Annotated in this window: 19 protein-coding genes; 10 read left to right on the forward strand and 9 right to left on the reverse strand. The window is 69.6% G+C overall.

The annotated features are described in order from the left end of the window. The first annotated feature begins 138 nt into the window (after positions 1 to 138). The 3 genes from pepD (at position 139) to trmA (ending at position 3,061) form a co-directional block, all read left to right on the forward strand. A complete protein-coding gene (gene pepD, locus BB334_RS08130) occupies positions 139 to 1,668 on the forward strand; it encodes a beta-Ala-His dipeptidase (RefSeq protein WP_083200352.1) in 1,530 nt (509 codons plus the stop codon). Next, the gene (locus BB334_RS08135) at positions 1,665 to 1,877 is read left to right on the forward strand and encodes a DUF3820 family protein (RefSeq protein ID WP_068806934.1); all 213 of its coding nucleotides are present in this window, start codon (positions 1,665 to 1,667) and stop codon (positions 1,875 to 1,877) included. The genes pepD and BB334_RS08135 overlap by 4 nt, the downstream gene beginning before the upstream one ends. 83 nt (positions 1,878 to 1,960) lie before the next feature. Further along, positions 1,961 to 3,061 (forward strand): tRNA (uridine(54)-C5)-methyltransferase TrmA, encoded by a 1,101-nt coding sequence (trmA, locus tag BB334_RS08140; RefSeq protein ID WP_068806937.1) that lies wholly within the window; start codon positions 1,961 to 1,963, stop codon positions 3,059 to 3,061. A gap of 48 nt (positions 3,062 to 3,109) precedes the next feature. Here trmA and BB334_RS08145 read toward each other — a convergent pair whose 3' ends face one another. The 3 genes from BB334_RS08145 to BB334_RS08155 all read right to left on the reverse strand — a co-directional run bounded on the left by BB334_RS08145 (position 3,110) and on the right by BB334_RS08155 (position 5,204). Continuing rightward, positions 3,110 to 3,583, reverse strand: coding sequence for a PaaI family thioesterase (locus tag BB334_RS08145; RefSeq protein WP_198531210.1), 474 nt, complete (start codon positions 3,581 to 3,583; stop codon positions 3,110 to 3,112). 103 nt (positions 3,584 to 3,686) lie between these two features. Then, the gene (locus BB334_RS08150) at positions 3,687 to 4,343 is read right to left on the reverse strand and encodes an HAD family hydrolase (RefSeq protein WP_068806943.1); all 657 of its coding nucleotides are present in this window, start codon (positions 4,341 to 4,343) and stop codon (positions 3,687 to 3,689) included. A 48-nt stretch (positions 4,344 to 4,391) separates the two neighbouring features. After that, positions 4,392 to 5,204 (reverse strand): EcsC family protein, encoded by an 813-nt coding sequence (locus BB334_RS08155; RefSeq protein WP_408646434.1) that lies wholly within the window; start codon positions 5,202 to 5,204, stop codon positions 4,392 to 4,394. Positions 5,205 to 5,273: 69 nt separating this feature from the next. Between BB334_RS08155 and BB334_RS08160 the strand changes: the two genes are divergently transcribed. Together BB334_RS08160 and BB334_RS08165 are read left to right on the forward strand one after the other, a co-directional pair. After that, the gene (locus tag BB334_RS08160; RefSeq protein WP_068806947.1) at positions 5,274 to 5,669 is read left to right on the forward strand and encodes a cupin domain-containing protein; all 396 of its coding nucleotides are present in this window, start codon (positions 5,274 to 5,276) and stop codon (positions 5,667 to 5,669) included. Beyond that, positions 5,666 to 6,955 carry a lytic murein transglycosylase gene (locus BB334_RS08165; RefSeq protein ID WP_083200353.1) on the forward strand — a complete coding sequence of 430 codons (1,290 nt, stop codon included), beginning with the start codon at positions 5,666 to 5,668 and terminating at the stop codon, positions 6,953 to 6,955. The genes BB334_RS08160 and BB334_RS08165 overlap by 4 nt, the downstream gene beginning before the upstream one ends. Positions 6,956 to 7,031: 76 nt before the next feature. Here the strand turns inward: BB334_RS08165 and BB334_RS08170 are convergent, their stop codons facing one another. The 3 genes from BB334_RS08170 to BB334_RS08180 form a co-directional block, all read right to left on the reverse strand. Continuing rightward, the gene (locus tag BB334_RS08170) at positions 7,032 to 7,205 is read right to left on the reverse strand and encodes a DUF1328 family protein (protein ID WP_068806950.1); all 174 of its coding nucleotides are present in this window, start codon (positions 7,203 to 7,205) and stop codon (positions 7,032 to 7,034) included. 186 nt (positions 7,206 to 7,391) lie between these two features. Then, positions 7,392 to 8,594, reverse strand: coding sequence for a chromate efflux transporter (gene chrA / locus BB334_RS08175; protein ID WP_068806953.1), 1,203 nt, complete (start codon positions 8,592 to 8,594; stop codon positions 7,392 to 7,394). A 53-nt stretch (positions 8,595 to 8,647) separates the two neighbouring features. Continuing rightward, the gene (locus BB334_RS08180; RefSeq protein ID WP_068806956.1) at positions 8,648 to 9,418 is read right to left on the reverse strand and encodes a GntR family transcriptional regulator; all 771 of its coding nucleotides are present in this window, start codon (positions 9,416 to 9,418) and stop codon (positions 8,648 to 8,650) included. A gap of 306 nt (positions 9,419 to 9,724) precedes the next feature. On the opposite strand from BB334_RS08180, the gene BB334_RS08185 reads away from it, so the two are divergent. The 4 genes from BB334_RS08185 (at position 9,725) to BB334_RS08200 (ending at position 14,553) form a co-directional block, all read left to right on the forward strand. Beyond that, positions 9,725 to 11,422: an L-lactate permease gene (locus tag BB334_RS08185; RefSeq protein ID WP_068806959.1), complete on the forward strand. Its 1,698-nt coding sequence runs from the start codon at positions 9,725 to 9,727 to the stop codon at positions 11,420 to 11,422. 97 nt (positions 11,423 to 11,519) lie between these two features. Further along, the gene (locus BB334_RS08190) at positions 11,520 to 12,338 is read left to right on the forward strand and encodes a (Fe-S)-binding protein (protein ID WP_068806962.1); all 819 of its coding nucleotides are present in this window, start codon (positions 11,520 to 11,522) and stop codon (positions 12,336 to 12,338) included. Then, positions 12,335 to 13,885: a lactate utilization protein B gene (locus BB334_RS08195; protein ID WP_083200354.1), complete on the forward strand. Its 1,551-nt coding sequence runs from the start codon at positions 12,335 to 12,337 to the stop codon at positions 13,883 to 13,885. The genes BB334_RS08190 and BB334_RS08195 overlap by 4 nt, the downstream gene beginning before the upstream one ends. Further along, entirely contained in the window at positions 13,882 to 14,553 is a 672-nt protein-coding gene (locus BB334_RS08200) for a LutC/YkgG family protein (protein ID WP_068806965.1), read from the forward strand. Before BB334_RS08195 ends, BB334_RS08200 begins: the two co-directional genes overlap by 4 nt. Before the next feature lie 13 nt (positions 14,554 to 14,566). Here BB334_RS08200 and BB334_RS08205 read toward each other — a convergent pair whose 3' ends face one another. Then, on the reverse strand, positions 14,567 to 15,496 hold the full coding sequence (locus BB334_RS08205) for a LysR family transcriptional regulator (protein ID WP_068806968.1): 930 nt from the start codon (positions 15,494 to 15,496) through the stop codon (positions 14,567 to 14,569). 134 nt (positions 15,497 to 15,630) lie between these two features. On the opposite strand from BB334_RS08205, the gene BB334_RS08210 reads away from it, so the two are divergent. Beyond that, positions 15,631 to 16,572 (forward strand): sodium-dependent bicarbonate transport family permease, encoded by a 942-nt coding sequence (locus BB334_RS08210; RefSeq protein ID WP_068806972.1) that lies wholly within the window; start codon positions 15,631 to 15,633, stop codon positions 16,570 to 16,572. Between the two features lie 7 nt (positions 16,573 to 16,579). Here BB334_RS08210 and ubiG read toward each other — a convergent pair whose 3' ends face one another. Further along, a complete protein-coding gene (gene ubiG, locus BB334_RS08215; protein WP_068807949.1) occupies positions 16,580 to 17,278 on the reverse strand; it encodes a bifunctional 2-polyprenyl-6-hydroxyphenol methylase/3-demethylubiquinol 3-O-methyltransferase UbiG in 699 nt (232 codons plus the stop codon). A gap of 125 nt (positions 17,279 to 17,403) precedes the next feature. Beyond that, positions 17,404 to 18,099: an OmpA family protein gene (locus tag BB334_RS08220; RefSeq protein WP_068806974.1), complete on the reverse strand. Its 696-nt coding sequence runs from the start codon at positions 18,097 to 18,099 to the stop codon at positions 17,404 to 17,406. Positions 18,100 to 18,153 lie beyond the last annotated feature (54 nt).

Genomic DNA, 18,153 nt, shown 5'->3' on the forward strand with positions numbered 1-18,153 from the left:
AAATGCATTCCGAGTGCGGAGGCCCTGGCCGATATCCCGTCCCGTCCTGCGTCGCCCGCGACGCTCGGCGTTCTCCGGCTAACGTCACTGACTGCGGCTGCCGTACCATTCGGCATCTCGCCGCCTGCCCTCCGGACCATGACGCAAATCCCCGCCGCCTTCGCCGCTCCCATCGCCCACGCTGCGCCGGATGTCGCGGCGGACGACGCCAACCCCTTCGCCGGGCTCGCGCCGGCCGCCGTGTGGCGCCATTTCGCCACCCTGTGCGCGGTCCCGCGTGCGTCAAAGGCCGAGGCGCCGCTACGCGAGCTGCTCCTCCGGCGGGCGCGTGAACGGGGGCTGGAGGCGACGGTCGACACGGCCGGCAACCTGCTGGTGCGCAAACCGGCGAGCCCGGGCAGGGAAAGGGCGCCGGGGGTGATCCTGCAGGCGCATCTCGACATGGTGTGCCAGAAGAACGCGGCCTCTGCTCACGATTTCGCGCACCATGCGATCCGGCTGCGACGTCGCGGCGACTGGCTGGTGGCGGAGGACACCACGCTCGGCGCGGACAACGGCATCGGCGTCGCCCTCATCCTCGCCGCGCTCGAGGCCGAGCAGCTCGAGCACGGTCCGCTCGAAGCGCTCCTGACGGTCGACGAGGAGGCGGGCATGGGCGGCGCCCACGGCCTGCAGCCGGGCGTGCTGCAGGGAAGCTTGATGCTGAACCTGGACACCGAGGCCTGGGGCGAGTTCTACATCGGCTGCGCCGGCGGGCTCGACGTCGAGGTTGGGCGCAAGGGCGCGTCGGAGGCTCCGCCGGCGGGCTGGGTGGCGGGGCGCATCGTGGTGGACGGTCTGCGCGGCGGACACTCGGGTGTCGATATCCACGAGGAGCGCGGCAACGCGATCAAGCTGCTGGTGCGGGTGCTGCGCGATCTCGAGCGTCGTTTCGGGCTGCGCCTCGGTGCGCTCGAAGGCGGCTCGGCGCGCAACGCGCTGCCGCGCGAGGCGTGGGCGCGGGTGGCGCTCGCGCCAGGGCAGGCGGATGAGGCGGCAGCCGCACTCGCTGCCTGGCAGATCCTGCTGCGGCGCGAACTGCAGGGGGGGGACGAGGGGGTGCGCCTGCGCCTCGAGCCGGCCGAGCCGGGGGCGTTGCTGGCCGCCGCCGAGCAGACGACGTGGCTCGCCTCGCTGCACGCGGCGCCGCACGGTGTGCATCGCGTGAGCCTTGCCGTGCCGGGCGTGGTGGAGACCTCGAACAACCTCGGCATGGTGGCGATCGGGCCCGCGGGTGGGCGCTGCTGCTTCATGGTGCGCTCGCTGGTCGACAGCGGCGCGCGCGCCCTCGCCGAGGAGATCGCCAGCCTGTTTTCGCTGTCGGGTTCGCGGGTCGAATTCGCCGGCGCATACCCGGGCTGGACGCCGGATCCGACCTCGCCGCTGCTGGCGCTGTGTCGCGAAGTGCATGCGCGCGAGTTCGGCGGCGAGTCGAGGGTGCAGGTGATCCATGCCGGTCTCGAGTGCGGCGTCATCGCGGCGAAGTATCCCGCGCTCGACATCGTTTCCTTCGGCCCCACGATCCGTGGTGCCCATGCGCCGGGCGAGGCGGTGGAGATCGCCTCCGTCGCCCACTGCTGGCGCCTGCTGAAGGCGATCCTCGCTGCCGCGGCGCGGGAAGCGCGATGACGCCGGAGGCGCTGCAAGCGCTGCTCGACACCCCGATGCCCTTTGGCCGTTACAAGGGGAGGGTGATCGCGGACCTGCCGGGCAACTATCTCAATTGGTTCGCACGCGAGGGTTTTCCGCCCGGGAAGCTCGGCCGCCTGCTCGCGCTGATGCAGGAGATCGACCACAACGGCCTGTCCGGCCTGCTCGAGCCCCTGCGTCGGCGCTGAGCGGGGGAGGTTTTGCCTGGCGGGCGGGGAGGGGTATAGTCCGCCCTCTGCCGGCCCTCCCGGCAATTGACGCCAGCTCCTCCATGCCCCTGCCGATCATCGATCCCGCAAATTATTCCGCCCAGCTCGACGAGAAACTGGCCCGCTTCCGCGCCGACTTCGCCGGCCTCGAGGTGCCCGAGCCCGAGGTGTTCGCCTCGGCGCCGCTGCACTATCGGCTGCGCGCCGAATTCCGCATCTGGCACCAGGACGGCCGGCTCGATTACGCGATGTTCGACAGCGCGGACCCTAAGACGCCGGTGGCGGTGAGCGATTTTCCGGCCGCGGCCGAGCCGATCTGCCGGGTGATGAGGCCGCTGCGCGAGCGCCTGCAGGCGAGCGACGCGCTCAGGCGGCGGCTGTTCCAGGTGGAATTCCTGTCCACCCTGAGCGGCGAGCTGATGGTGAGCCTGATCTACCACCGTCCGCTCGACGCGCAGTGGGAAGCGGCAGCGCGCGAACTCGCGGCCGAATTCGGGCTGCAGCTGATCGGCCGCAGCCGCAAGCAGAAGATCGTGCTCGAGCGCGACTGGCTGCTCGAGGAGTTCGAGCTCGACCGCCGCGTGCTGCGCTATCGGCAGATCGAGGGCAGCTTCACCCAGCCCAACGGGGGGGTGAACCGCCAGATGCTCGGCTGGGCGCGCCGCCAGGCGGTGGGGATCGGCGGCGACCTGCTCGAGCTCTACTGCGGAAATGGCAACTTCACGATCGCGCTCGCGCCGCTGTTCGGCCGGGTGCTGGCGACCGAGGTCAGCAAGTCGTCGGTGGGGGCCGCGCACTACAACCTCGAGGCCAACGGGGTGGACAACGTGACGATGGTGCGGATGTCTAGCGACGAGATCAGTGACGCGATCGCCGGCGGCCGCGTCTACCGGCGCATGAAGGACGTCGACCTGGCGAGCTATCGCTTCTCGACCCTGTTCGTGGATCCGCCGCGCAGCGGCCTCGACGAGGCCACCCTCGCGCTCGCGCGCGGCTTCGACCACATCCTCTACATCTCGTGCAACCCGCAGACCCTGCGCGACAACGTCGCCGCGCTCGGCGACAGCCACGCGGTGGCGGCTGCGGCGGTGTTCGACCAGTTTCCCTACACTCACCACCTCGAGTGCGGGCTGCTTCTCAGGCGGCGGGAAGCTGCCGCCTGAGCACGCGCGGGCAGGTCAGGCCGGGGCCGCGCCGACGGGGCGCCGGCTTCAGGCGGTGGCCGGGCTGGTGAAGGTGTCGGGCATCTGAAGCGCGATGACCTCGCCCTGCGCAGTGGCGACGCCGTCGGCATAGACGGTGGCCTCGACCACGACCTTGCGGCCCTTGATCTCCTTGACCCGGCCGCGGATCTCGAGCTCGGGGCCGAGCGGAGTGGGCTTGAGGTAGCTCACGTGGAGCGAGCCCGTCACGAAGCGGAAGGCGGGCTCGCTATCCATCGGCCGGTTCTCGGCGCGATACATCGCCGCGGCGGCGGTACCGGTGCCGTGGCAGTCGATCAGCGAGGCGAGCAGGCCGCCGTAGACGAAGCCGGGGATCGCGGTGTGTTCCTCCTTGGGCTGAAAGCGGGTGACCGTCTCGTCGCCGTCCCAGTAGGTCTTGATCTGGTGGCCATGCGTGTTGTTGCGGCCGCAGCCGTAGCAATGGGCGAGGCTCTCAGGGTAATAGTCCTGGAAGGCTTTCATGATGTTTCCTCGAAGCGGTCAATGGTGGCTCCATGCTAGTCCGAAGACCGCGCGGGCGCGATTGCCCACGCGGACAAGCGGCATGCAAATTCCGCCAGCGAGCTCAGTCGTCGAGAATCGCCGCGGCGAGTGCCTCGGGGCTGGCGACCGCGCGCCAGTGCGGTGCCATCTCGGACGGGCTGAGGCTGCCGTAGCCCCAGGTGGCGGCGATGAAGGGCAGTTCGTTGGCGTCGGCCGATTCGCCGTCCTCGCTGCGATCGCCGACATAGACCGCCGTCGTGTGAACGATGCCGCGGTCCGCCAGCAGGCGCGCGATCATTGTGGCCTTGTCCGGCAGGCGCGGCTCGAACATGTCGAGCGCATAGACCGCGTCGAAGTACTCGCTCCAGCCCAGATGGCCGAGGATCAGCCGGGTGGGGTGGAGGCGCTTGTTGGTGGCGATCGCGAGCGAGCGGCCACTGGCGGCGAGGCGGGCGAGCATCTCGCCGACGCCCTCGTAGGCCGCGGTCTGGCGGTAGCCGCTGATGTCGTAGCTGGCCTTGAAATGGGTCGCCAGTTCGTCGATCAGCACCGGATCGCGGCTGCCGGCGAGCATCTGCAGGGTCTCGGTCAGCGGGGGACCGACGATCGCGGCGTCCACCGGGATCGCCGGCGTGCGGCCGGCGCTGGCGAAGGCTTCGCGATAGCTGGCGAGGATGGCGGGGGCGGAGTCGATCAGGGTGCCGTCGAGGTCGAACAGGACGTGCCGGTAGGGAGACATGGTAGTCGCGTGTGCGGGTTGGGAGCGGGCATTCTACCGGCGGCGGGATCAGCGCGCGCCGAGATAGGCGCGGCGCACCGCCTCCTCGCCGTAGCGACGCTCGAGTCGGCGGACGATGAAGTGGCCGCGGCTCACCGCCTGGAAGTGGTTCATGAACATCAGGTTGATCGTCGCCCCAGCGGCGGCGCCGATGCCCGGCACCAGCATGCCAGCGGCCTTCTGCGTGAGCTGCACCTTGTAGCGGGCGGCGACCATCGCCAGCAGGCGCACCATCGCCGGCGCGCCCTCCTGGGCGAGTCCTTTCTGCGCGAGATGGCGGGTCGCCTCGCTGACCGTCTGCGCGAGCAGGGTGCGCACCGCGTAGTAGGCCGATTCGGCGGCGTCGTCCGCGCTGCTGTTGCCACCGAGTGCGAACACCTCGAGCGCGGCGAGCCGGGTCTCGGGTTGGCGGATGTCCTCGCCCTCGGCACGTGCGATGTCGAGGATGGAGCGCATGATCAGCACGGTCGACAACGGCACCTCGACACTCAGTCCGGCAAGGCCGAAGGCGCCGCCGCCGGCGCCGCTGACCGAGCCGAGTACCTTGTGCAGGCGCGGGCTGGCCGCGCGCGGCGAATCGTCGAGTGTCTTCGCAGCGGTCTCCATCGCACGCTCCAGCGCCACGCGAGCGAGGATGCCCAGCTTGTCGCGCAGCATCGCCGGCAGACGCGCGATCCCCTTTTCGATCGGGCTGCCGACGAAGTTGCTGAGCCGGATCGCGAGGCCGCTGCGTTCGAGCAGCTCGCGCGCTTCGGCGAGCGCTCGCAGGTCGTCCGGCGCGAGTTCGGCTGCTTCCGGATCCGGGTGGGCTTGATCCATCATCGGTGTGTTGCGCTCCTCTGTGAAAGGGAAGGGCCGTATGAATCCATTGTGCAGCGATAGGAGGCCGCGATGTCCGAAAAGTTTTTCGTGGGGAAGCTCCTCGCCGACCTGCCGCCGCCGGCCGACGAGGAGCACTTCGAGCGTCTGCACGCGGCGGACGGGGTGTCGATCGGGCGCATCATCTCGCACGGCCAGAGCAGCCCGCCCGGTTTCTGGTACGAACAGGCCGGTGACGAGTGGGTGGCGGTAGTGGCGGGCGAGGCGATCCTCGAGTTCGACGATGGTCGCAGCCTGGAGATGCGCGTTGGCGACTGGGTGTTGCTGCCTGCCGGCTGCCGCCACCGGGTGGCGCGCACCGCCTCGCCGACGGTATGGCTGGCCGTCCATCTGCCGAGTGCGGGCTGCGCCGACGTCCCGCCCTTGCCGCCGGCAACGGGGTCCGGCGGGCTACAATCGCGGTCATGAAGATACCGACGCCTTCCCGCCTGCTGGCGGCTGCGGCCTGCGCCCAGCTCGCCCTGTTCGCCACCTCCGGCTGCGCTGCGCAGCCGGAGGTTTCCGCCCAGCCCTCCTCGCCGTCCCCGATCGAGCCTGCCGGCGCCGACGCCGCACCTGCCGACTTCAGGGCCTGCCTCGACCGCCTGCGCGCTCAGGCGGCGGCCAAGGGCGTGAGCGCAGCGACCTTCGACGCCCATGTGGGGACGCTGGTGCCGGACATGTCGATCCTGCCGCTGCTCGATGCCCAACCCGAGTTCGTGACGCCGATCTGGGACTACCTCGCCGCCCTCGTGGATGACGAGCGCGTCACCGACGGCCGCGCGATGCTCGCCCAGTGGGCCGACGTGCTCGCCCGCGTCGAGGCCGAGTACGGTGTCGACCCGGCCACCGTGGTCGCGGTGTGGGGGGTGGAGAGCAACTTCGGGCGCAATTTCGGCAAGCGCCCCCTTTTGACTTCGCTGTCCACCCTGTCGTGCTACGGCCGGCGGCAGGCCTTCTTTCAGGGCGAGTTCTTCACCACGCTGAAGATCGTGCAGGAGGGGCACGTCGCGCCCGAGCGGCTGAACGGCTCGTGGGCGGGCGCTTTCGGCCACACCCAGTTCATGCCCTCGACCTTCATGCGCCTGGCGGTGGATTTCGACGGTGACGGCCGGCGCGATCTGGTCGACAGCGTGCCCGACGCGCTCGCGTCGACCGCCAACTTCCTCAAGCGCGCGGGCTGGCGCGACAGCCGCCCGTGGGGCTTCGAGGTGGCCTTGCCGACAGGCATCGACACTGCCGGCGCCGGACGTCGCAACAAGCGGGCGATGTCGGCCTGGGCCGCGCGTGGTGTGAAGCGGATCGACGGCGGCGCGCTGCCCGGCGGCGACGCGCCGGCCGGCCTGCTGCTGCCCGCCGGCGCCCAGGGGCCCGCCTTCCTCGTCACCGCCAACTTCGACGCGCTGTACTCGTACAACGCCGCCGAGAGCTACGCACTGGCGATCGCCCACTTGTCGGACCGGTTGCGCGGCGGCGCGCCCTTCGTCACGCCCTGGCCGACCGACGATCCGGGCTTGTCGCGCGTTGAGCGTCGCGAGCTGCAGGAGCTGCTGATCGCCCGCGGGCAGGATATCGGCGAGGCCGACGGCGTCATCGGTAGCCGTACCCGCGATGCGATAGCGCGAGTGCAGGCCGAACTCGGCCTCGAAGCCAACGGCCGCGCCGGCCAGAAGGTATTGGCGGCGCTGCGTGCGGCCGCGGTGCTGGGTAAGTAGCGCGTCGGCAGGGTGGCGGGGCGAGTGACCGCGCCGCCGCCCGCCGCGCTAGGCGACCGCGCCGCCGCCCGCCGCGCTAGGCGACCGCGCCGATGCCGAGCAGCGCGAGCACGACGAAGACGATGAACAGCAACAGGAAGATGCCGAACAACAGTTTGGCGATCTTTGCCGCGCCCGCGGAGATGCCGGTGAAGCCGAGCAGACCGGCGATGATGGCGATGACGGCGAAGATGATGGCCCATTTGAGCATGACTGACTCCTCTGGCTGGCGGGAGGCGGGGCGCCCCTGCGGGCGCGACCTGGCGCCATCATGCGCCCCCGCCCGTCGGCAGGGCAATCGGCATTGGCGCGCCCGCGGCGTCGGCGCATGCCGTCAGAGGACGTAGGAAGAATCCGACGCGTTCGCCGACCCCGGCGAAGGCAGTCGGGTTTTCGCTCAGCCGACGGCGGCGATCAGCCATCCGCCCCCTGCGCAACCGAGCACGACCAGCCAGGGCGGTAGTCGCCATCGCATCAGTGCCGCCAGCGCCATCAGTGCGAGCCCGAGGTCGGCGAGGCCGTGGATCGCGCTGCTCCCTACCGGCTGAATCAGCGCCGCCGCGAGTAGCCCGACCACCGCCGCGTTCACTCCGCCGAGCGCGGCGCGGCAGTGGCGGTTGGCGCGCAGCGCCTCCCAGAACGGCAGGGCGCCGGCCACCAGCAGGAAGGAGGGCAGGAAGATCGCCACCAGTGCGAGCAGCCCGCCGCTCCAGCCGGTCGGCGCCTGGTTCATCGAGGCGCCAAGGAAGGCGGCGAAGGTGAACAGCGGTCCCGGCACCGCCTGCGCCGCACCGTAGCCGGCGAGGAAGCGCTCCTGGTCGACCCAGCCATTGGGAACTACCTCCGCCTGTAGCAGCGGAAGCACCACATGGCCGCCGCCGAACACCAGGGAGCCGGCGCGATAGAAACTGTCGAACAGCGCCATCGCCTGCGCGGGCCACAGGCGGGCGAGCAGCGGCAGGCCGAAAAGCAGCAGGAAGAACAGACCGAGCAGGGCGGCGGCACTGCCGCGTCCGAGCGGGACCGCAAGCGGCTGATGACGCTCGGCGGTCGGGGGCGAGAGCAAGGCCAGGGCGGTCGCGGCCGCGAGCGCGATGACGATGAGCTGCATCCATGCCGCCGGCCACAGCAGCACCGCAGTCGCCGCCGCGGCCGCAATCGCGATGCGCGGCACGTCCGGGCACAGGCTGCGTCCCATGCCCCACACCGCCTGCGCGACCACCGCGACCGCGGCGGTCTTGAGACCCTGCAGCAGCCCGGCCGGCAGTGCCTCACCCCAGTGCGCCAGGCCGAGCGCGAACAGGATCAGTGCGACCGCCGAGGGCAGGGTGAAACCGCACCAGGCAGCGAGCGCGCCGCCCGCACCGGCGCGCGTCAGGCCGATCGCGATGCCGACCTGGCTGCTCGCCGGGCCGGGCAGGAACTGGCACAGCGCGACCAGATCGGTGTAGCTGTGCTCGCTCAACCAGCGTCGACGGACGACGAATTCCTCGCGAAAGTAGCCGAGATGGGCGACCGGGCCGCCGAAGGCGCTCAGCCCGAGGCGCAGGAAGACGAGCAGGACTTCGAAGGGGTGACCGGACGTGGGCGGGATCTGCATGGGGTGTCTGATTCGCTGTTGCCGATGACGGGACGGTTGCGCGATGCGCGGGATCAGGACGAGGCCTGACGCCGGCGCGCGCGCGCCTCGCGCTGGGCCTCGTCCTGCGCCTCGCCGAGCACCTCCTGCACGAACAGCAGGTGGCGGCCGGAGATCTCGCGCGCCGCCTCGGCGCGCCGCTCGATGATCGCCTGGTAGAGCTCGGTGTGCTGGCGCATCAGGGTGTCGCGCACCTCGGTGCCCTGCGGGTACATGCCGCCGATGTTGGTCACCACGCTGCGCTTGAGCATGGCGAACAGGCTGCGGATCGTGTGCAGCAGCACCGCGTTGTGGCTGGCTTCGGCGATCGCGAGATGGAAGTGGGCGTCGGCCTCGCCCTCGCGTACGCGATTGATCCGTCCTTCGCCGGCGTAGCACGCGATCAGGGCCTCGTAGGCGGCGCGCAGGCGCTGCTGGTCGAGCTCGGTCGCGCGCAGCGCGGCGTAGTAGGCGCATGCGCCTTCAAGCGTGTGCCGGAACTCGAGCAGGTCTCGCTGCGCCTCGGGATTGCTCCCGAGCAGCGCGAGCAGGGGGTCGCGGAAGGAGGAGCCGATCTCGGCGCTGACGAAGGTGCCGCCCCCCTGGCGGCTGACGAGCAGACCGCGCGCGGCGAGCTTCTGCAGGGCCTCTCGCAGCGACGGCCGCGAAACACCGAACTCGGCGGCGAGGGTGCGCTCGGCGGGCAGCCGTTCGCCGGGCTTCAGCGAGCCCTCGAGGATCAGGGTTTCGAGGCGTTCGACGATCTCGTCCGACAGTCGGCGCTGCTGCAGTGGAACCGCTCTCATGGGAACTCCGTTCGCTTTCCGGGGCTGCGCGCCGCGCGCGCAGCCGAAACCGACCAAGGGGCGTGCCGCTGGCAAGCACGCGATCGCCGGCGATGATTATGTGGGAATGAGTTTTTCTGATTCAGGCAATTGACGGCAGTCTGGGATCCGGTTAGTTTAATCCAGCTTTTGGGCAAGTGGTAAGACCAAAACGCGATAAAATCCATATCCACGCCGTACGAAGGGGCGAGAGATGCAAATCGGAGTTCTTGAAGAAGATCGCGCGTGCCTGCTTGCGCGCAATACGACGCGGCGGGCGGGCTGAGGATGCAGGCCGGAACCCTCGCCTTTCTCGCCTTTTCTCCCATCCTGCTCGCCGCGATACTGCTGGTCGGGCTGCGCTGGCCGGCCAGGCGGGCGATGCCCGTCGTCTACATGTTGACCGCAGGCATCGGCCTGTTCGCGTGGGACATGAGCGTCACCCGGGTGCTCGCCTCGACCCTGCAGGGACTGGTGATCACGATCGGCGTGCTGTGGATCATCTTCGGCGCGATCCTGCTGCTGAATACCCTCAAGTACTCGGGGGGGATCGCCGAAATCCGGGCCGGCTTCGCCACCCTCAGCCCCGACCGCCGCATCCAGGCGATCGTCATCGCCTGGCTGTTCGGCTGCTTCATCGAGGGCGCCTCGGGCTTCGGCACCCCGGCGGCGATCGCCGCCCCGCTGCTGGTGGCGATCGGCTTTCCGGCGATGGCCGCGGTACTGCTCGGCATGCTGGTGCAGAGCACCCCGGTGTCCTTCGGCGCGGTGGGCACGCCGATCATCATCGGCGTCAACAGCGGTCTCGACACCGCCGCGCTCGGCGCCCAACTCGCCGAGCGCGGTTCTAGCTGGGACGCCTTCCTGCAGCTGATCACCGGCAACGTCGCGATCCTGCATGCCCTGGTCGGCACCCTCATGCCCTTCGTCATGGTGCTGCTGCTGACCCGCTTCTTCGGGCGCGAGCGCAGCTGGCGGGCCGCCTTCGAGGTGCTGCCCTTCGCGCTCTTCGCCGGCCTGGCGTTCACCGTCCCCTACGTCCTCACCGGCGTCTTCCTCGGACCGGAGTTTCCCTCGCTGCTGGGCGGCCTCGTCGGCCTGGCGATCGTGACCACCGCGCTGCGCTTCGGCTTCCTGGTGCCGAAGACGACCTGGGACTTCGCCGACGCGAAGGACTGGCCCGCCGAGTGGCTCGGCAGCGTCGAGATGAAGCTCGACCAGATGCCGCACCACCACCGCATCGGCGCGCTGCGCGCCTGGCTGCCCTACGTGCTGGTGGGCCTGCTGCTGGTGCTGAGCCGGGTGCTCCCCGAACTCGGCGCGGCGCTGAAGTCGGTGGTCGTGGTCTTCCCCGAGATCCTCGGCGAGAAGGGCATCAAGGCCGACTTCATGCCGCTCTACCTGCCGGGCGGAATCCTGGTGGCGGTGGTGCTGATCACCGTCTTCCTGCACCGCATGCACGCGCGCTCGCTGGCGAAGGCGGTCGGCGAGTCCTCGCGGGTGCTGCTCGGCGCGGGCTTCGTGCTGCTCTTCACCGTGCCGATGGTGCGCATCCTGATCAACTCCGGCGTCAATGCCGCCGACCTGCCGAGCATGCCGATCGCGATGGCGCAGTGGGTGGCCGACAGCGTGGGTGACGTGTATCCGCTGCTGGCGCCCTCGGTAGGCGCACTCGGCGCCTTCATCGCCGGCTCGAACACGGTCAGCAACATGATGCTGAGCCAGTTCCAGTACGGCGTCGCCACTTCGCTCGGGATCTCCGGCGCGCTCGTGGTCGCGGCGCAGGCGGTCGGTGCGGCCGCCGGCAACATGGTGGCGATCCACAACGTGGTCGCCGCCTCGGCGACGGTCGGCCTGCTCGGGCGCGAGGGCGCGATCCTGCGCAAGACCTTCTGGCCCACGGTGTACTACGTGCTGATGTGCGGACTTCTGGTGTTCGTCGCGATCCACCTGCTCGGCATCGGCGACCCGCTGGTGGCGGGTTGAGCCGACGCGTCGCCGCACACGGTCTCAGCGTAATCGGCAGTCGCCGCGCGACGGCGACTGCTGCACAATCAACGAAACCCCAAAGGAGACGAAGCGCATGAGCCAGTTTTCCTCCGCCCCACCGAACGCGACCCGGGTGGCACCGCCGCCCGCTGCGCCGCGCAGCTACCCGGCCAAGCCGACCGACGTCTATCTGTTCGGCACCTGCGTGATCGACCTGTTCTTTCCCGAGGCCGGGCTCGACGCGATCCGCCTGCTCGAGCGCGAGGGCATCCGGGTGCATTTCCCGCAGGCCCAGAGCTGCTGCGGCCAGCCGGCCTACACCTCGGGCTACACCGGCGAGGCGCGCGAAGTGGCGCGCGCCCAGCTCGGCCTGTTCGAGAAGGACTGGCCGGTCGTGGTGACCTCGGGCTCGTGCGCCGGCATGATGCGCCAACACTATCTCGACCTGTTCCGCGACGAGCCGCAGACGCTGGCGCGGGTTCAAGCGCTGTCCGAGCGCATCTTCGAGTTCGCCGAGTTCCTGCTCGAGGTCTGCCGGGTGAAGCTGCAGGATCGCGGCGCGCCGGTGAAGATGGCGCTGCACACCTCGTGCAGCGCGCGGCGCGAGATGGGGACGCTCGAGCACGGCCGCGTGCTGCTCGGCCAGCTCGACAAGGTCGAGCGCGTCGATCACGACCACGAGAGCGAGTGCTGCGGCTTCGGCGGCACGTTCAGCGTGCGCATGCCCGACATCTCCGGCGCGATGGTGGCGGACAAGACGCGTGCGCTGAAGGATACCGGCGCCGACGCGGTGGTCAGCGCCGACTGCGGCTGCCTGCTCAACATCAACGGCGCCTTCGCCAAGCAGGGCGAGCGCCTGCAGGGCCAGCACATCGCCAGCTTCCTGTGGAAGCGCACCGGAGGCGGATCATGAGCGCCGCCAGCCAGGTTCCGGTCGCCGAGCTCAAGGACTTCCGCGGTCGCGCGCGCGAGGCGCTGGCCGATCCCCAGCTGCGCGGCAACTTCCGCCGCGCGATGGACTCGTTGATGCTCAAGCGCGCGAACGCCTTCAGCGACGCCGACGAGCGCGAGCGCCTGCGCGCGCTCGGCAACCTGATCCGCGCGCGTTCGCTGTCGAAGCTGCCCGAGCTGCTCGAGCGGCTCGAGGCGAGCCTGACCCGCAACGGGGTCCGGGTGCACTGGGCGGAGACGGTGGAGGAGGCCAACGCGATCATGCTGTCGATCGTCGAGGCCCACCAGGCAAAGCAGGTCATCAAGGGCAAGTCGATGGTCAGCGAGGAGATGGAGATGAACCATTTCCTCGCCGAGCGTGGCGTCGAGTGCCTCGAGTCCGACATGGGCGAGTTCATCGTCCAGCTGCGCGAGGAGAAGCCGGCCCACATCATCATGCCGGCGATCCACCTCAACGCGCGCCAGGTCGGCACCCTGTTCCACGACCGCCTCGACCAGGACTACACCGAGGATGTCGACCTGCTGATCCAGACCGGGCGGCGGGTGCTGCGTCAGAAATTCTTCGAGGCCGACATCGGCGTGTCCGGGGTGAACTTCGCGGTCGCCGAGACCGGCACCCTGCTGCTGGTGGAAAACGAGGGCAACGGCCGCATGTCGACCACGGTGCCGCCGGTGCACGTGGCGGTGACCGGCATCGAGAAGGTGGTGGAGAACCTGCGCGACGTCGTGCCGCTGCTGTCGCTGCTGACGCGCTCGGCGCTCGGCCAGCCGATCACGACCTACGTCAACATGATCTCCGGCCCGCGCAAGCCGCACGAGCTCGACGGTCCGCAGGAGATGCACCTCATCCTGCTCGACAACGGCCGCACCCAGGCCTTCGCCGACGGCGAGCTGCGCCAGACGCTGAACTGCATCCGCTGCGGCGCGTGCATGAACCACTGCCCGGTCTACACCCGGGTGGGCGGCCATACCTACGGCGAGGTCTATCCGGGGCCGATCGGCAAGATCGTCACCCCGCACATGGTCGGTCTGGACAAGGTGCCCGACCATCCGAGCGCCTCGTCGCTGTGCGGGGCCTGCGGCGAGGTCTATCCGGGGCCGATCGGCAAGATCGTCACCCCGCACATGGTCGGTCTGGACAAGGTGCCCGACCATCCGAGCGCCTCGTCGCTGTGCGGGGCCTGCGGCGAGGTCTGCCCGGTGAAGATCCCGATTCCGGCCCTGCTGCGCCGGCTGCGCGAGGAGAACATCAAGGCGCCCGATGCCGAACCGAAGGTGATGCGCGGCCAGGGTGCCAAGTACTCGCGGGGCGAACGCGTGATCTGGAAGATGTGGCGGCGGCTGAACACCAGCCCCGGCCTTTATCGCGCCTTCCAGCTCGCTGCGACCCGCTTCCGGGGGCTGACGCCGGGCAAGCTCGGACCGTGGACCCAGAACCACGTGGCGCCGAAGCCGGCAGCCCGCTCGCTGCACGAACTCGCCCGCGACCACCTCGGAGACAAGTCATGAGCGCCAGGGACAGGATCCTCGCCAAACTGCGCGGTAGCCTTGCCGGCACCAACCCGATCGAGGACCGCTTCGACGAGGAGCTGGTCACCGCGCCGTGGCGCTATCCGGCCGAGGGCCGGGTCGCCCGCCTGTGCGAACTGATGGAGGCGGTGCATACAGAGGTGCACCTCAGCACCGAGGCCGACTGGCCCGCGCTGCTCGAGCGCCTGATGCTCGATCGGGCGTTGCCGGAGCTGCTGGTCGCCCCCGCCACCCCCCACGGCGAGCGCGTCGTCTCACACTGGGCCGGACGCGAGGGCCTGCCGCGGCTCAAGGCCTACGACCGCCCGGTGGAGGAATGGAAGCGTGAGCTGTTCGAGGATACCCCGGCGAGCCTGACCGGCACCCTGGGCGCGATCGCCGCCACCGGCAGCCTGATCATGTGGCCGACCCGCGACGAGCCGCGCCTGATGAGCCTGGTGCCGCCGGTGCATTTCGCCCTGCTCAAGGCGAGCGAGATCTACGACAACTTCTACGAGGTGCTGCAGCAGCAGGCCTGGGCGAGCGGCATGCCGACCAATGCCTTGCTCGTCTCCGGTCCGTCCAAGACCGCCGACATCGAGCAGGTGCTCGCCTACGGCGCCCACGGCCCGAAGGACCTGGTGGTGCTGATCCTCGAGGACGCCTGAGGCGGGGCGCCGCTCAGGCGCGCGCGGCCGCAAGCCGTGCCTGGGCGGCGTCGTTGAGCGCCGGCGCGCGCTGCTGCAGAAAGTGCAGGAAGGCGCCTGCGAGCGGCGTCAGGTGCTTGCCGCGCGGGTGCACCACCTGCCATTGCGTCTCGATCGGGGTGTCGTCCACCCTGAGCACCGCGAGGCCCTCGCCGGCGGCGTGTGCGAGCGCGTGCGCCGAGATCACCGACAGGCCGAGACCGCCCGCCACGGCCTGTCGCACCGCCTCGTTGCTCCCGAGTTCCAGCCGCGGCCGCAGGACCACGCCGTGCGCCGCGAAGAAGGCCTCGGCTGCCTGACGGGTCCCCGAGCCCGGCTCGCGCAGCACGAACTCTTCCGCGGCGAGCGCCGCCGGCGGAATCGCACGCCGTCCCGCGAGGGGATGGCCCGCACCGGCAATCACCACCAGCGGATTGGAGAGGAAGGGCGTCGCGCTCACCACGGGTGCGCCAGGCGGCCGGCTCATGATGTAGAGCTCGTCGAGGTTGTCCGCCAGCCGGCGCAGCACGGCGTCGCGGTTCAGCACCACCAGCGACACCTCCACCGCCGGCCGCGCGCGCCGGAATTCTCCGAGCAGGCGCGGAATGAAGGTCTCGGCCGTACTCACGACCGCCAGCCGCAGCCGGCCACCCGCATCGCCACGCAGACCGGCAAGCGTCTCGTCGAGCTGTGCGAACTCCAGTTCCAGCCGCGCCGCGGTGTCGACCACCGCCGCGCCTGCCGCGGTCAGGTGCAGGCGGCGGCCGATCCGCTCGTAGAGCGGCAGGCCAACCTGCTCGGCGAGCTGGCGCAACTGGGCCGACAGCGTGGGCTGGGTCAGGTGCAGGCGTTGTGCGGCGCGGGTAACGCTGCCTTCGCGCGACACCGCGAGCAGCAGGCGCAGCTGGTGGAGCGTGAGGCGCATGTTTGCTTATAGAGAAAAATCTATTAAAACGCGAATATTATGTGATTTTTATAAATTATTGTGCTGGTGCACAATCGGGTTCGCTCGTGGCCCGCAACCGGGCCGGCTTGGACAACGAACCGGAAATTCCCCTCATGATCGATGCCGTTCCCTTCTTCTTCGCTCTCGGCGCCGTCGCGTCCCTCCTGCGCAGCGGTCTGCGCCTGCCCGCTGCGGTATTCGAGACCTTGTCGATCTACCTGTTGCTGGCGATCGGCCTCAAGGGTGGAGTCGAAATCGCGCGCGCCGACGCCGCCGTGCTGTGGCGAGATTCGCTGCTCGCGATCGGCCTCGGTGCCTTGATCCCGCTGCTGGTGTTTCCGCTCTTCCGCCTGCGTTTGGGAAGGGCCGACGCCGCCTCGCTGTCGGCGCACTACGGCTCGGTGAGCATCGTCACCTTCGCCGTCGCCTCGACCCTGTTGGCTTCGAAGGGCATCGCGGTGGAGGGACATCTCGCCCTGCTCGCCGCCCTCATGGAGGCGCCGGCGCTGGTGGTGGCGACCCTGCTTGCCCGCTTCGGCCGCCCGCTAGCGGGCGGCGCCGCGGGCGGGGCCGCGCTGGTGCATGAAGTGTTCGCGAACAAGAGCGTGCTTCTGCTCGGCGGCGGCATCCTGATCGGCTGGATCGCCGGCCCGGAGGGCGCGGCGCCGCTTTCGCCCCTGTTCGTGGATCTGTTCAAGGGTGCGCTGTGCCTGTTCCTCCTCGAGATGGGCTTGTTCGCCACCGAACGCCTGTCCGAACTGAGGCGGGCGGGTGTCTTCCTCGTCGGCTGCGGCCTGTTGTTGCCGCCGGTACTCGCGCTGTGCGGCTGGGGAGCGGCGCAGGCGATGGGGCTCGGCCTGGGCGGAACGGTGCTGATGATGACCCTGGCGGGTAGCGCCTCCTACATCGCCGCGCCGGCGGCGATGCGGGTCGCGATACCGGAGGCGAATCCGGTGCTGGGCGTGGCCGCTGCGCTCGCGCTGACCTTCCCGTTCAACCTGCTGGCGGGGATCCCGCTCTACCTGTGGTGGGCCGGCCGCATGGCGGCGGCCTGATCGTGTCTCACGCCGGGCGCCGGGTGCGCACCATGTAGTTGACGTCGGTGTCGCGCCCGAGCGAATAGACCTGGGTCAGGGGGTTGTAGCTCAGGCCGGTGATCTCCGCGGTGTCCAGCCCGGCCTCGCGGCAGAAGCGGGCGAGTTCGGACGGGCGCAGGAACTTGGCATAGTCGTGGGTGCCGCGCGGCAGCAGCTTGAGCAGGTATTCCGCGCCGATGATCGCGAACAGGTAGGACTTGGGGTTGCGGTTCAGCGTCGACAGGAAGACGTGACCGCCCGGCTTCACCAGGCGCGCGCAGGCAGCGATCGTGCTCGCGGGGTCGGGCACGTGCTCGAGCATCTCCATGCAGGTGACGACGTCGAATCGAGCCGGGTGGGCGGCAGCGAATTCCTCGGCGCTGGTCAGCTGATAATCGACTTTCAGTCCGCTCTCGAACAGGTGCAGGCGGGCAACGCCGAGCGCCTTTTCCGAGAGATCGATGCCGGTCACCTCGGCGCCGCGCGAGGCCATCCCTTCCGACAGGATGCCGCCACCGCAACCGACGTCGAGCACGTTCTTGCCCGCGAGGCCCGCGGCAGCGTCGATCCAGTCCAGGCGCAGGGGATTGATCTCGTGCAGCGGCTTGAATTCGGAGGCGGGGTCCCACCAGCGGTGGGCGAGGTCGCTGAATTTCTGCACTTCGGCGGGGTCGGCGTTGATCATCTTGGTCATGCTCGGCAGGTTACGGGATGCTGGGTGTGACTCGGGCGCTGCGGCAGTGTTCCACGCGCACCGCAGAAACGAAAAAGCCCCGCCGAGGCAGGGCTTTTCGACCACCGGGATCCAGCTTACTTGGAGCCGATGACTTCCACTTCCACGCGGCGATCCGGCTGCAGGCAGTCGATCAGGGCGGTGCGGCCACGGACGTTGTTGCAGGTGTCGCCGGTCACCGGCTGGGTCTCGCCCTTGCCTTCGGTGTAGACGCGGTTGGCATCGACGCCCTTGGACACCAGATAGCTCTTGACCGCGGCGGCACGGCGCTCGGACAGGCTCTGGTTGTAGGCCTCGGAGCCCATGCGGTCGGTGTGACCGACGGCGAGGATCACTTCCAGGTTCAGGTCGCTGGCTTGAGCGGCCAGCTGGTCGAGCTTGGACATGCCTTCATCCTTCAGCACGGCCTTGTCGAAGTCGAACAGGGTGTCGGCCGACAGCTTGATCTTCTCGGCGGTGGGCTTCGGAGCCGGCGCGGGGGCGGCGGCGACCGGGGCGACGCACTTGTCCTTGGCGACGATGTCGCTGTCGCATTCGCAGCCCACGGGGAACTCGCCGGCCATGGCGGTCGAAGCGGCGGCCGGGCTCCAGTAGCCGGTGCGCCAGCACAGGTCGGCACCGCTGCGCGCGACGACGTTGCGGGCATCGATCACGTAGGGGATTTCACCCTTGCCGTCGACCACGACGTCCTTGGCCTGGACAGCCGGCGCGGTGAAGCCAATCGAGGCGATGGCGGCCAGTACGAGCATCTGAGTCTTGGTTTGTTTGATCATGGTTTCCTCTTTGAAGAGCGAATCGCCGGAGTTGTCACTGCATGGGAGAAGGAA

The sequence above is a fragment of the Thauera phenolivorans genome, from assembly GCF_001696715.1.
Classification (GTDB): Bacteria; Pseudomonadota; Gammaproteobacteria; order Burkholderiales; family Rhodocyclaceae; genus Thauera; species Thauera phenolivorans.

Excerpts from the sequence above, each read along its gene's own strand:
- BB334_RS08205 (WP_068806968.1), bottom strand. The coding sequence starts at position 15,496 with ATGCGCCTCACGCTCCACCAGCTGCGCCTGCTGCTCGCGGTGTCGCGC.
- pepD (WP_083200352.1), top strand. The coding sequence starts at position 139 with ATGACGCAAATCCCCGCCGCCTTCGCCGCTCCCATCGCCCACGCTGCG.
- BB334_RS08190 (WP_068806962.1), top strand. The coding sequence starts at position 11,520 with ATGAGCCAGTTTTCCTCCGCCCCACCGAACGCGACCCGGGTGGCACCG.
- BB334_RS08135 (WP_068806934.1), top strand. The coding sequence starts at position 1,665 with ATGACGCCGGAGGCGCTGCAAGCGCTGCTCGACACCCCGATGCCCTTT.
- trmA (WP_068806937.1), top strand. The coding sequence starts at position 1,961 with ATGCCCCTGCCGATCATCGATCCCGCAAATTATTCCGCCCAGCTCGAC.
- ubiG (WP_068807949.1), bottom strand. The coding sequence starts at position 17,278 with ATGATCAACGCCGACCCCGCCGAAGTGCAGAAATTCAGCGACCTCGCC.
- BB334_RS08160 (WP_068806947.1), top strand. The coding sequence starts at position 5,274 with ATGTCCGAAAAGTTTTTCGTGGGGAAGCTCCTCGCCGACCTGCCGCCG.
- BB334_RS08195 (WP_083200354.1), top strand. The coding sequence starts at position 12,335 with ATGAGCGCCGCCAGCCAGGTTCCGGTCGCCGAGCTCAAGGACTTCCGC.
- BB334_RS08220 (WP_068806974.1), bottom strand. The coding sequence starts at position 18,099 with ATGATCAAACAAACCAAGACTCAGATGCTCGTACTGGCCGCCATCGCC.
- chrA (WP_068806953.1), bottom strand. The coding sequence starts at position 8,594 with ATGCAGATCCCGCCCACGTCCGGTCACCCCTTCGAAGTCCTGCTCGTC.
- BB334_RS08200 (WP_068806965.1), top strand. The coding sequence starts at position 13,882 with ATGAGCGCCAGGGACAGGATCCTCGCCAAACTGCGCGGTAGCCTTGCC.
- BB334_RS08150 (WP_068806943.1), bottom strand. The coding sequence starts at position 4,343 with ATGTCTCCCTACCGGCACGTCCTGTTCGACCTCGACGGCACCCTGATC.
- BB334_RS08180 (WP_068806956.1), bottom strand. The coding sequence starts at position 9,418 with ATGAGAGCGGTTCCACTGCAGCAGCGCCGACTGTCGGACGAGATCGTC.
- BB334_RS08145 (WP_198531210.1), bottom strand. The coding sequence starts at position 3,583 with ATGAAAGCCTTCCAGGACTATTACCCTGAGAGCCTCGCCCATTGCTAC.
- BB334_RS08165 (WP_083200353.1), top strand. The coding sequence starts at position 5,666 with ATGAAGATACCGACGCCTTCCCGCCTGCTGGCGGCTGCGGCCTGCGCC.
- BB334_RS08210 (WP_068806972.1), top strand. The coding sequence starts at position 15,631 with ATGATCGATGCCGTTCCCTTCTTCTTCGCTCTCGGCGCCGTCGCGTCC.
- BB334_RS08185 (WP_068806959.1), top strand. The coding sequence starts at position 9,725 with ATGCAGGCCGGAACCCTCGCCTTTCTCGCCTTTTCTCCCATCCTGCTC.
- BB334_RS08170 (WP_068806950.1), bottom strand. The coding sequence starts at position 7,205 with ATGCTCAAATGGGCCATCATCTTCGCCGTCATCGCCATCATCGCCGGT.
- BB334_RS08155 (WP_408646434.1), bottom strand. The coding sequence starts at position 5,204 with ATGATGGATCAAGCCCACCCGGATCCGGAAGCAGCCGAACTCGCGCCG.